The 11,423-nt window shown below is 68.6% G+C and carries 13 protein-coding genes and 1 riboswitch; of the genes, 4 read left to right on the top strand and 9 right to left on the bottom strand.

Annotated features, from left to right (window positions below; translation table 11 throughout):
• Positions 1-22: 22 nt before the first annotated feature.
• The 4 genes from Q0Q48_RS00700 to Q0Q48_RS00685 are packed head-to-tail and all read right to left on the bottom strand — an operon-like array spanning position 23 to position 2,745.
• Positions 23-634, bottom strand: coding sequence for a histidine phosphatase family protein (locus Q0Q48_RS00700; RefSeq protein WP_295132327.1), 612 nt, complete (start codon positions 632-634; stop codon positions 23-25).
• 10 nt (positions 635-644) lie between these two features.
• Complete coding sequence (gene rsmD / locus Q0Q48_RS00695; protein WP_295132324.1) at positions 645-1,223, bottom strand: 16S rRNA (guanine(966)-N(2))-methyltransferase RsmD; 579 nt, start codon at positions 1,221-1,223, stop codon at positions 645-647.
• Positions 1,223-2,032: a pseudouridine synthase gene (locus Q0Q48_RS00690; protein ID WP_366915258.1), complete on the bottom strand. Its 810-nt coding sequence runs from the start codon at positions 2,030-2,032 to the stop codon at positions 1,223-1,225. Before Q0Q48_RS00690 ends, rsmD begins: the two co-directional genes overlap by 1 nt.
• Entirely contained in the window at positions 2,029-2,745 is a 717-nt protein-coding gene (locus Q0Q48_RS00685; protein WP_295132321.1) for a gamma-glutamyl-gamma-aminobutyrate hydrolase family protein, read from the bottom strand. Before Q0Q48_RS00685 ends, Q0Q48_RS00690 begins: the two co-directional genes overlap by 4 nt.
• Before the next feature lie 76 nt (positions 2,746-2,821).
• Here Q0Q48_RS00685 and Q0Q48_RS00680 point away from each other — a divergent pair, with 76 nt between their 5' ends.
• Positions 2,822-3,253: a nucleoside deaminase gene (locus Q0Q48_RS00680; RefSeq protein ID WP_295133736.1), complete on the top strand. Its 432-nt coding sequence runs from the start codon at positions 2,822-2,824 to the stop codon at positions 3,251-3,253.
• On the opposite strand, the gene Q0Q48_RS00675 is transcribed toward Q0Q48_RS00680, so the two are convergent.
• Genes Q0Q48_RS00675 through queF form a run of 3 tightly spaced genes read right to left on the bottom strand, consistent with a single transcriptional unit; the run spans position 3,250 to position 5,755 of the window.
• A complete protein-coding gene (locus Q0Q48_RS00675; protein ID WP_295132318.1) occupies positions 3,250-4,113 on the bottom strand; it encodes a methyltransferase in 864 nt (287 codons plus the stop codon). The two genes, Q0Q48_RS00680 and Q0Q48_RS00675, sit on opposite strands and share 4 nt — an antisense overlap.
• Positions 4,110-5,297 carry a tRNA epoxyqueuosine(34) reductase QueG gene (queG, locus tag Q0Q48_RS00670; RefSeq protein WP_295132315.1) on the bottom strand — a complete coding sequence of 396 codons (1,188 nt, stop codon included), beginning with the start codon at positions 5,295-5,297 and terminating at the stop codon, positions 4,110-4,112. Before queG ends, Q0Q48_RS00675 begins: the two co-directional genes overlap by 4 nt.
• A complete protein-coding gene (gene queF, locus Q0Q48_RS00665; RefSeq protein ID WP_295132312.1) occupies positions 5,297-5,755 on the bottom strand; it encodes a preQ(1) synthase in 459 nt (152 codons plus the stop codon). Before queF ends, queG begins: the two co-directional genes overlap by 1 nt.
• A 28-nt stretch (positions 5,756-5,783) precedes the next feature.
• Here queF and Q0Q48_RS00660 point away from each other — a divergent pair, with 28 nt between their 5' ends.
• From Q0Q48_RS00660 to Q0Q48_RS00650, 3 genes are all read left to right on the top strand, one after another.
• Positions 5,784-6,968, top strand: a complete 1,185-nt coding sequence (locus tag Q0Q48_RS00660; RefSeq protein WP_295132308.1) for an FAD-dependent oxidoreductase — start codon at positions 5,784-5,786, stop codon at positions 6,966-6,968.
• 101 nt (positions 6,969-7,069) lie between these two features.
• Positions 7,070-8,653, top strand: coding sequence for an ABC transporter substrate-binding protein (locus Q0Q48_RS00655; protein ID WP_366915256.1), 1,584 nt, complete (start codon positions 7,070-7,072; stop codon positions 8,651-8,653).
• A gap of 51 nt (positions 8,654-8,704) precedes the next feature.
• Positions 8,705-8,850: riboswitch (FMN riboswitch) on the top strand.
• Positions 8,851-8,928: 78 nt separating this feature from the next.
• Entirely contained in the window at positions 8,929-9,378 is a 450-nt protein-coding gene (locus tag Q0Q48_RS00650; RefSeq protein WP_295132305.1) for a 6,7-dimethyl-8-ribityllumazine synthase, read from the top strand.
• Between the two features lie 89 nt (positions 9,379-9,467).
• On the opposite strand, the gene dctP is transcribed toward Q0Q48_RS00650, so the two are convergent.
• On the bottom strand, positions 9,468-10,556 hold the full coding sequence (dctP, locus tag Q0Q48_RS00645) for a TRAP transporter substrate-binding protein (protein ID WP_295132302.1): 1,089 nt from the start codon (positions 10,554-10,556) through the stop codon (positions 9,468-9,470).
• 79 nt (positions 10,557-10,635) lie between these two features.
• Positions 10,636-11,418, bottom strand: a complete 783-nt coding sequence (locus tag Q0Q48_RS00640) for a 3-hydroxybutyrate dehydrogenase (RefSeq protein WP_295132300.1) — start codon at positions 11,416-11,418, stop codon at positions 10,636-10,638.
• Positions 11,419-11,423: the final 5 nt, after the last annotated feature.

The following is an 11,423-nucleotide window of genomic DNA, read 5'->3' as shown; positions in this document are numbered from 1 at the left end:
TATAGCCGGCGCACCGTTACGGTCACAGGTCGCAGGTGATGCGTTCCTCGCTTCCGGCGAGCAGGCGGAAGAAGGCGTCCTGCGGTTTCTCAAGAACGAACATGGCGCGTGCATCGAGGCCGAGGTTGAGGCCTCGAACGACGGCGCCGCTGACGCCATGACTTACCACGACGGTGCGCACCCCGGACGCCGCGATTTCGGTCAGCACCGCTTCGCAGCGGCGGCGAAGGTCGAGATGCGTCTCGCCGCCGGGCGGGCAGTAGCCGTGCGGGTCGGCGCGCCAGTCGGCGAGCGCCGTCGGGTTATCGATCTCGATCTCGGCCCAGGAGAAGCCTTCCCAGCTGCCGTAGGACAGCTCGGCGAGCCGCATGTCCTCGCGCCATTCAGAGGAGGGGAGCCCGAGTTCCTGGCCAATGATTTCCGACGTCTCGCGGGTGCGGCCGAGCGGGCTGCGCAGGAAGATCGTCGGGCCGGGCTCGCGATCGAGTTCGGCTTTCAGTGTGCGGCCCATCGCCAAGGCCTGGACCCGCCCGCGCGCCGTCAGGTCGGAGTTCTTGTGGCCCTGCATGCGGCGCTCGGTGTTCCACGCCGTCTCGCCGTGCCGCAGCATGTAGAGGGGCGCAACAAGTTTCATGAGGGGAGCTTCACGATATCCGCTTGAGGATCACGATCTTCGCCGCGCCGTAGCGGCGCTCGTCGATCGCTTCGAAGCCATCCGGCGGCAACAGGTCTTCGTTGTGCGCGAGTTCGACGGTGACGATGCAGCCCGGCGTCATCCAGCCGGCGCCCGCAAGCGCGGTGATCGCGGCAGGCGCCTGGCCCGAGCGATAGGGCGGATCGAGGAAGACGAGGTCGCAGGCCTCGCGCGACGGCGGCGGCCGCGTCGCATCGGCGCGCACCACCTTGGCCGCGCCGGTCTCGCCGAGCTTGCGCAGGTTCTCGCCGATCGCCTTGACCGCGGCGGCATCGTTGTCAAGGAAGGTGACGTGGGCCGCGCCGCGCGACAGGGCTTCCAGGCCCAGCGCGCCAGAACCGGCATAGGCATCGAGCACGCGGGCATCGATCAGTGGCGAGGTACCGCCGTCCCCGTCGTCGCGCCAGCGCGCGTGGACCAGGATGTTGAACAACGACTCGCGGGCGCGGTTCGCGGTGGGCCGGGTCGCATCGCCCGGCGGTGTTTCGAGCATGCGGCCGCGGTGCTTGCCGCCGATGATCCGGATCATCAGGCCCGCCGGCGCTTGGCGTGGGGCGGCGTGGGTTTCGGCTTGGGCTTGGCCCAGCCTTCCTTGCGGGGCGGCCGCTTCACGCCCAGCAGGTTCTCGAGCGCCTGCGGCGGAACCTCGTCGACCTGGCCGCGCTCCAGCTCGCCCAGATGGAACGGCCCGAAGGCGACGCGGATCAGGCGCACCACCGGCAGGTCGAGATGGGCCAGCACGCGGCGCACCTCGCGGTTCTTGCCTTCGGTCAGCGCGATGTCGATCCAGGCGTTGGAGCGCTGCTGGCGGTCGAGGCTCGCCTGGATGGAACCGTAGCGCACGCCCTCGATGGTGATGCCGTTGGCCAGCTCGGCCAGTTTTGCCTCGTCGACAGTGCCGTGCACGCGGGCGCGGTAGCGGCGCGTCCAGCCGTTGGCCGGCAGTTCGAGTTTCCGGGCGAGGCCGCCATCGTTGGTCAGCAGCAGCAGCCCTTCCGAGAAGTAGTCGAGGCGGCCGACGGTGACGACCCTCGGCATGCCCTTGGGCAGCGACTCGAAGATGGTGCGGCGTCCCTCGGGATCGCGCGCCGTCACCATCTCGCTCGGTGGCTTGTGGTAGCGCCACATGCGCGCGCGGTCGGCGGCGGGCAGGGGCTTGCCGTCGACCTCGATCACGCTCCGGTCGGTGACGACGCAGGCCGGTGTCTCCAGCACCTTGCCGTCGACCTTCACGCGACCTTCCGCGATCCAGCGTTCGGCATCGCGGCGCGAGCACAGGCCCGCGCGCGCCAGGCGCTTGGCGATGCGCTCGCCTTCCTTGACGGGTTGTTCGCTCACTTTGCCGCCGCCGCTCCCAGGAAGGCGCGGAACAATTTCGCGTCGCCTTCGGAGATATGGAATTCGGGATGCCACTGCACGCCGATGCAGAAGCGGTAGGCCGGCGCCTCGATGCCCTCGATGACGCCGTCCGGTGCGGTGGCGTTGACGACGATGCCTTCCGGCTGGTCGGCGGCGGCCTGATGATGGGCGCTGTTCACCTGCAGTTCCTCGGCGCCGACGATGCCGTGCAGCTGCGTGCCCTTCGCCACCTTGACGACATGGCCGGGCTGGTCACGCGGGTTGGGCTGCTCGTGCGCCAGCGCGTCCTCGATGGCGTCGGGAATGTGCTGGATCAGCTTGCCGCCCAGCACGACGTGCAACAGCTGCTGGCCGCCGCAGATGCCCAGCACCGGCTTGTTCTGCGCGAGCGCTCCCTTGGTCACGCCGAACTCGAAGGCGGTGCGGCGGTCCTTGGTGACCACGGTCGAATGCCGCGCGCCGCCGCCATAGTAGGAGGGGTCGACGTCGAAGGCGCCGCCGGTCACCACCAGCGCGTCGATGCGCTCCAGATAGTCGACGACCCGGTCGGGCTCGTGCGGCAGCGCGATTGCCAGACCACCCGCCGCGTCGATCGCGTCGAGGTAGTTCTGGCGCAGCGCATACCAGGGAAACTTGGAGTATCCGCCTGGCTTTTCAGCATCCAGGGTGACTCCGATCAGGGGACGGGGCATGCGGGCCAAGATACGCGCGCGCGCCGCCGTGCGCTACAGTGCGCGCACGATGCCGGACGACTCGAAGCCCACCCCCATGGACAAGGCCCTCGCAGCCGCCCGCGCCGCCGGCGCGCGCGGCGAGGTGCCGATCGGCTGCGTGATCGTCGGGCCCGACGGTGCGGTGCTGGCCGAGGCCGGCAACCGCACCGAGGCGTTGAAGGACCCGACTGCGCATGCCGAACTGCTGGCGATCCGCGCCGCCGCGGCCACGCTGGGCTCGCCGCGCCTGGTCGGCTGCGACCTCTACGTCACGCTGGAACCGTGCCCGATGTGCGCCCAGGCGATTTCCTTCGCGCGGCTGCGGCGCGTCTACTGGGGTGCGGCCGATCCCAAGGGCGGCGGCATCGAGCAGGGCCCGCGCATCTTCGACCAGCCGACCTGCCACCACCGGCCCGACCTCTATCCCGGTGTCGGCGAACGCGAGGCGGGCGAGCTGCTGCGCAGCTTCTTCAGAGAGCGGCGTTAGGGCTTCACGAACTTCAGGACGAACTCGTCCTTGGGCTGCGGCGGGTCGGGTGTGTTCTTGTCGCGCGGGTCGTTGGGATTGCGCAGGAAGTTGCCCTCGGCGACCAGCTTGAAGCCTGCCGCCTCGACCTCCTTGCGCAGGAACGCCTCCTCGATGCGGTGCAGGGTGCCTGACTCGGAGATGCCGGTGCCCGGGCGGCCCGAATGGTCGGCGATGACGTAGAAGCCACCGGGCTTCAGCGCCTTGAAGGCAGCCGCGTTCATCTTCGCGCGGTCGACGCCCAGGAAACCGAGGTCGTGATAGTTGAACATCAGGGTGACGAGATCGAAGCGGCCGTTTGCGAGCTCGGCCGGCAGCGGATCCTCGAAGGGTCGCGACAGCGCCGTGATCGGTGCGGCGGCGACGCCGGCCGCCTTCATCTTCTCGCTGCGATCCGCCAGCGCCACGGGCGAGGGACGCGGCGGCGCGGGCGGCGTCGCCGGTGCGGCCACCGGCGCGGCGGTCGGGTTGGCATTGCCTTCCGGCGCGGCAGGCCGCGGCGCCGGCTGGCTCGGGTCGCGCGGCGGTCGGCTCTGGCCATAGACCGCACCCGTGGGCCCGATCGAGCGGGCGAGCAGTTCTGTCGTGTAACCGCCGCCGGCGCTGAGATCGAGCGCGGTGCTGCCCGGCACGATGGCGATGAAGGCCAGCATGTCGGCGGGCTTGCGGCGCTGGTCGTTGGTGCGGTCGGCGGCGCTGCGGTCCGGGCTCGCGAGTATCTCGGCGATGCGCGCGGGCGAATTCGGCTGCTGCGCCATGGCAGGGCCTGCCGCCAGCAGGAAGGCTGCGCCGGCGATCATCGCCCGTCTCTTGAAAGTCATTGTTTCACTCCCTGCCGGAGCGCCTCTGCCCATTCGACGCGGACACCGGCATCGGAGTCTTCGGCCGTTTGCCCGCGCCGCGCAATCTCGTCCGGCGCCAGTTGCGACAACGCCCAGACGGCGGCGCCTCGCACCAGCGGTGAGTCGTCCTGCAGCAGGCGTTCGACGGCCGGCAACGATTCAGACGGTGTGCCGCTATTGCCCAGCGCATAGGCGACGTTGCGCAGGAAGCGGTCGCGGCCGATGCGCTTCACCGCCGTGCCCGAGAAGCGCGTGCGGAAGGTCGCGTCGTCGAGAGTCGCCAGTTCCGACAGAAGAGGCGCCTGCAGCTCGGCGCGCGGCGTGAAGGCGGCTTCGTGCGACCGGCGGGCGAACTTGTTCCACGGGCAGGCGGCAAGGCAGTCGTCGCAGCCATAGATGCGGTTGCCCAGCGCCGTCCGGAATTCGCGATCGATCGGGCCGGCATGCTCGATGGTGAGATAGGAGATGCAGCGCCGCGCATCGAGCTGGTAGGGCGCGGGAAAGGCATTGGTCGGGCAGGCGTCGAGGCAGGCGCGGCACTGGCCGCAATGGTCGGTCTCGGCTTCGTCGGGTGGCAGTTCGGTCGACAGCAGCAGTTCGCCCAGGAACAGCCACGAGCCGAAGCGGCGCGACACGAGGTTGGTGTGCTTGCCCTGCCAGCCATGGCCCGCCTGCTGCGCGGCGAGCTTCTCCATCAGCGGCGCGGTATCGACGAACACCTTCAGGCTCTCGTGATAGGTGTCCCAGATGAAGCGGCCGAGCTGCTTCAGCCGGCTCTTCATCACGTCGTGATAGTCGCGGCCCTGCGCATAGACCGAGACGGCGCCGCGCTCGCGCTCTTCCTGCACGAAACGCGGGTCGCCGGCCGGCCCGTAGTTGAGCGCGACCGACACGAGCGTGCGCGCCTCGGGCCACAGGCCGGCCGGGTCGATGCGCTGCTCGGCGCGCTCGACCAGCCAGCCCATGTCGCCCTGGTAGCCGCGCGCCAGGAACGCTTCCATCCGTTCCCGCCGCACCTGCCGCGCCTCGGGCGAAAGCTGGGCGGGCGCGAAGGCCACCGCGTCGAAGCCCAGTTCCAGCGCCTTGGCGGCAATCGCGTCGCGCAGCTCGCGCGGCGTTGCCGGCTTCGGGGGCCGCTTCGGACGGGGCGGCAGCTTCGCCATCAACCCCGGCCGCGATAGGGCGCCACGCCGGTCTCGGGAAGCCACAGGCCCTTGGGCGGCGCGGCGGTCTGCCAGAACACGTCGATCGGCATGCCGCCGCGCGGATACCAGTAGCCCGCGATCCGGAGCCAGCGCGGCGCAAGCTCCTTCACCAGCCGCTTGCCGATGCCGACAGTGCAATCCTCGTGGAAGGCGGCCTCGTTGCGGAAGCTGTTGAGGTAGAGCTTCAGCGACTTGCTCTCGACCAGTTTTGCGCGGGGCACGTAGTCGATCACCAGATGCGCGAAATCGGGCTGGCCGGTCACCGGGCAGAGCGAGGTGAATTCCGGCTGCGTGAAGCGTGCAAGATAGAGCGTGCCCGGGTGCGGATTGGGCACCGTCTCGAGGACGGCCTCGGCGGGCGAGGCGGGGAGGGGCGTCTCATGCCCGAGCTGTTTGAGTTTTGCGTATTTAGCCATGCCCCCATCATATGCTAAGCGGGCCGCCATGACTCACAGGGTTGCCATCGTCGGCGCCGGACCTTCCGGCTTCTACGCCGCGGATGGGCTGCTGCGCGGCCGTCCCGACCTCCGCATCGACGTCATCGACCGCCTGCCGACGCCGTTCGGCCTGGTGCGGGCGGGCGTCGCTCCCGATCACCAAGGTACCAAGGCCGTGGTCCGCCAGTTCGACCGGCTGCTCGCCCAGCCCGATTTGCGCTTCGCCGGCAACATCGAGATCGGCCGCGACCTGTCGTGGCACGAGGTCATCCAGTCCTACGATGCGGTGATCGTCGCCACCGGCATGGTGGTCGACCGCAAGCTCGGCATTCCCGGCGAGGATCTGCCGCATGTCTGGGGCTCGTGGCGGTTCGTCGCCTGGCTGAACGGCCATCCCGACTTCCGGACCGGCCCCGATCTCTCGGGCGTGAAATCCGTGGCGGTGATCGGCAACGGCAACGTGGCGCTCGACGTGGCGCGCCTGCTGGCCAAGACGCCTGAGGAAATGACCAAGTCCGACATCCTGCCCGAGGCGGGCGAGGCGATCGCAGCGGCGCCCCTCACGGACATCCATGTTATCGGCCGGCGCGGCGCCGAACAGGCCTCCTTCACCACCAACGAACTGGCCGAGATGGGCCGCCTGGCGCGCGCCGTCGCGGTCGCCGATGCGAGCGTTCTGACGGCCGAGGCGCCGGCATCCGACCCGACGCCGGAGCGCCTGCGCAAGGCGAAGAACATCGAGACGCTGAAGCGCTACGCCGCGCAGACACCGGGCGACAAGCCGGTGACGGTGCATTTCCGCTTTCACGAGACGCCCAAAGCGATCCGTCCGGGAGAGATCGAACTCTCGACGGGCACCCTGGCCGCCGACCTGGTCGTGACCTGCATCGGCTATACCGGCGAGCCCTTCCCGCAGGCCGAGAACGTGTTCCCGGTCGGCTGGGCGCGCCGCGGCCCCAGCGGCACCATCCCGACCAATCGCGCCGACAGCCACGCCGTCGCCAAGGAAGTGATCGACTTCCTCGAGGATCGCGACCTCAAGAGCGGCCCCGACATCATGCCGCTGTGCGTCGACGCCGAGGGCTGGCGCCGCATCGACAAGGCCGAAGTCGCCGCCGGCGCCGCTCAGGGCCGGCCGCGGGTGAAGTTCGTCGACTGGCAGACGCTGCTCGAGGTCGCGCAGGGCGACTGATCGTTCGGCGCCCGGCGCGGGCATTTCGCCTGTCGCGCGCCGCGTGCTGCGGCTCTATACCTTGCGCCCTACGGGGAAGGCCAAGAGTTCAAGGAGTTTCCATGATGAAGTTCGGTCGTCGTTTCATGGGCGTGCTCGCCGCCGCCGCGGTGATGCCGCTGGTCGTGCCCGCGACCGCCTCGGCGCAGACCACGCTCAAGGCGGCGCTGCATTCGGATCTCAAGATCATCGATCCGGTCTGGACCTCGGCGTTGATCACCACCAACCACGGCTACATGGTCTACGACACGCTGTTCGCGGTCGACGACAAGCTCGAGGTCAAGCCGCAGATGGTCGACAAGTGGGAGGTCTCGCCCGACAAGCTGACCTACACGCTGACCCTGCGCGACGGGCTGGAATGGCACGACGGCAAGCCGGTCACGGCGGAGGATTGCGTCGCCTCGATCAAGCGCTGGGGCGCGCGCGATGCGATGGGCCAGAAGCTGATGGCGGTGACGTCGGACCTTTCGGCGCCGGACGCCAAGACCATCAAGTTCGTGCTGAAGCAGCCCTATGGTCTGCTGCTCTATTCGCTGGGCAAGCCGGGCTCGAACGTGCCGTTCATGATGCCGAAGTCGGTCGCCGCGACCGATCCCAACAGCCAGATCACCGATGCCACCGGCTCCGGCCCGTTCATCTTCAAGAAAGACGAGTGGAAGCCCGGGGAGAAGGCTGTCTACGTCAAGAACCCGAAGTACAAGCCGCGCCCCGAGCCGGCGTCGGGCTTCGCCGGCGCTAAGGTGCCGAAGGTCGATCGCATCGAATGGCTGTGGATCCCCGACACGCAGACCCAGGTCAATGCGCTGCTGGGCGGCGAGATCGACCTCGTCGAGATCGTGCCGGCCGACCTGTTGCCGCTCCTGAAGGCCGATAAGAACGTCACCGTCTATGTCGGCAACAAGGCCGGCCGCCAGTACACGATGCGCTTCAACGTGCTGCACAAGCCGTTCGACAACGCCAAGGTGCGGCTGGCCGCGCTCTACGCGCTCGACCAGAAGGCGTTCCTCGACGCCAATGTCGGCGACCCGGAATACTACAAGGTCTGCAACTCGCTGTTCCCCTGCGGCTCGCCGCTGGAATCGACCAAGGGCTGGGAGGACAAGCTCTCCGGCAACGCCGCCAAGGCCAAGCAGCTCCTGCAGGAGGCGGGCTACGACGGCACGCCGGTGGTGATGCTCCACCAGACCGACGTGGCCGGCCACAACAACCTCGCGACCGTGGCCAAGCCGCAGCTCGAGAAGGCCGGCTTCAAGGTCGACCTGCAGCCGATGGACTGGCAGACGCTGGTCGCGCGGCGCGCCAAGAAGGATGCGCCCAGCGCCGGCGGCTGGAACGTCTTCTTCACCTCGTGGGGCGCGGTCGACGTGATCAACCCGGCCGCCGCCGCCTTCCTCAACGCTTCCTGCGAGAAGGCGACCTTCGGCTGGCCGTGCGACGCCGAGCTGGAGAAGCTGCGCGATGCCTATGCCGCCGAATCCGATCCGGCCAAGCAGAAGCAGATCGCCGAGCAGGTCCAGCTGCGCGTGCTCGAGTATCCGACGCATGTGCCGCTCGGCCAGTTCACCTCGCCGACCGCCGTGCGCTCGAACGTGAGCGGCATGGTCTTCGCTCCGACGCTCGCGATGTGGGGCCTGGAGAAGAAGTGACCGCATAGCCTTCGGATCGTTTGCAAGCTCTGCACCCTGCCCTTAGAGTTTCTATGTTCTCAGGGCAGGGTGAAATTCCCTACCGGCGGTATGCGGCGCGAGCCGCGAGCCCGCGAGCGCCTTCCGCGAGGAAGGGTCAAGCAGATCAGGTGCGAGGCCTGAGCCGACGGTCATAGTCCGGATGAAAGAGAACGTGTGTCCCGCTGCTTTCGCAGAGCAGCGGGTCCGCGCGTGATCGCCTTGGGTGACGTGTCTGTTCGCCAAAGGAGATTGCCGTGACACAAGCCCACCACACACAGGCCCGCTACGCCTTCGTCAAAGCCCGGTGGCACGCCGACATCGTCGACCGTGCGCTCGAGGGATTCCTCGAACTGATTCCCGCCGCGCAGGTCGACGTGTTCGACGTGCCGGGCGCCTTCGAGCTGCCGCTGTTCTCGCGCGACCTCGCCGCGACCGGAAAGTATGCCGCGGTGGCCGCCGCCGCCTTCGTGGTCGATGGCGGCATCTACCGCCACGACTTCGTGGCCCAGGCGGTCGTGGACGGGCTGATGCGCGCCGGCCTGGATACCGGCGTGCCGGTCCTCTCGGTGTCGCTGACGCCGCATCACTATCAGGAAACCGAGCACCACAACGCGATCTTCCGCGCGCACTTCGTCGAGAAGGGCCGCGAGGCCGCCCGCGCCGCCCTGATGATCGGCAAGTCGCGCGCCGCCCTCGCGGCCTAGGCGACCCTTGCCATTCCAAACGAGGCGAGGGACCTTTCGCGGCCTCCGCAAAGGTCCCTCGCTCGCGCTCGGGATGACACCGAGTGCCGTCAGCGGTCGCTGCGGAAGACCGCCAGATCGGCGCGGGTGTCGGCGATCGAGAACCAGCGATGCTGGTTGGCGCGGAACTGGCGCCAGTTGGCCAGGATCTTCTTGAACTGCTCGTTCTGCGCCGCCTCCTCGTCGAGCACCGCCTCCAGCGCACCGCGCAGCGCCTTGATCACCTCGTCGGGCAGCACCGAGAGCTGGGTGCCGGCGGCGACCAGCCGGGCGATGGCCACGGCATTCTTGGCGTCGTAGGAGGCCAGCATCTCCGTCATCGAATAGTTGCAGGCGTATTTCAGGATGGCCTGGTAGCGCGGCGGCAGGGACGCCCAGGCGGCCTTGCCGATCATCAGCTGGTTGACCGCCTCCAGCTCCATGACGCCCGGCGTGTAATAGTACTTGGCGACCTTGTTGAAGCCGAGCTTCTCGTCGTCATAGGGCCCGACCCATTCGCAGGCGTCGAGCGTGCCGCGTTCCATCGCCGGATAGATGTCGCCGCCGGCGATCTGCTGCGGCACGGCGCCGAGCTTGGCGAAGACCTTGCCGCCGAAGCCGGCGGTGCGGATCTTGAGGCCGGAGAAGTCGGCCGGGGTCTTCAGTTCCTTGCGGAACCAGCCGAACATCTGGCCGCCGGTCTGCCCGGCCGGAAGGGCCACGACGTTGAAGCCGTCATAGACCTCGTCCATCAGCTTCCGGCCGTCGCCGAACATCATCCAGGCATTGTGCATGCGCGGGGTGAGGCCGAACGGCACGGAGCCATCGAAGACGAAGCTCGGATTCTTGCCGATGTAGTAGCCGGTGTAGGTGTGGCCGCATTCGACGGTGCCGTTCGACACCGCATCCAGCACCTGCAGGCCCGGCACGATTTCGCCGGCGCCGTACGGCGTGATCGTGAACTTGCCCTCGGTCATTTCGCCTACGACCCGCGCGATCGTCTGCGAGGCGCCGTAGAGCGTGTCGAGGCTCTTCGGGAAGCTCGAGGTGAGACGCCATTTCACCACCTCGCTGGTCTGTTGCCCGAAGGCCGGTGAAGCCGCCGCGACCGCAGCCAGTGAGGCTGCGGCGGGGCCGAACTGTCGACGCGTAACGCTCATGGGTTTCCTCCTGTTCTTGCCTTGTTGTGCAAATTCTAGGAGGGAGTCATTGGTACCGCTACCATAAAAACCGCAGCGATCAGCTGGCGCTCCAGCCGCCATCGACCGGCAGGGCCGCCCCGGTGATGTCGGCGGCGCCGGGGCCGCACAGGAAGGCGGCCAGCGCGGCCACGCCCTCCATCGCCACGAACCGGCCCGAGGGCTGGCGCCCGGCCATGAACTTCGCGATCGCCGCCTCGGGGGCCAGCCCTTCGGCGGCCGCGAATTCCTGCAGTCGCTGCTCGATCGCCGGGCTGGGCGAGGAGCCCGGGCAGATCGCGTTGCAGGTGATGTTGTCGCGCGCCGTCTCGAGCGCCACGGCGCGGGTGAAGCCGATCAGCGCCGTCTTCGTGGTGATGTAGTCGACCCGGTTCACGCCGCCGAACAGGCCATAGACCGAGGAGATGTTGATGATCCGGCCGAAGCCGCGGTCGCGCATGCCCGCGAGCACCAGGCGCGTCGTGTGGAAGGCGGAAGACAGGTTCACCGCCAGCGCCCGATCCCAGTCTTCCGGCCGGAACGTCTCGACCGGCGCGAAATGACGGACGACGGCATTGTTGATCAGGATGTCGACGCCGCCGAATTCCCGTCCGGCCGTCGCGATCAGGTCGTCGATCTGGCGTGGCTCGGCGAGGTCGGCGCCATGATGCAGCGCGCGGACGCCATGCTCCTCCTCGATCGCGCGGCGCCGCGCCTCGATCTGCGCCGGATCGCCGAAGCCGTTCAGCACGATGTTGCAGCCCTCGGCGGCGAGCCGCCGCGCCATCGCCTGGCCGAGCCCCTGCGTCGAGCCGGTGATGAGCGCGCATTTGCCCTTCAGCATGCCTG

Source organism: uncultured Reyranella sp., from assembly GCF_945957355.1.
In the GTDB taxonomy this organism is placed as follows: domain Bacteria; phylum Pseudomonadota; class Alphaproteobacteria; order Reyranellales; family Reyranellaceae; genus Reyranella.
This window is presented reverse-complemented; position numbering and strand designations above follow the sequence as displayed.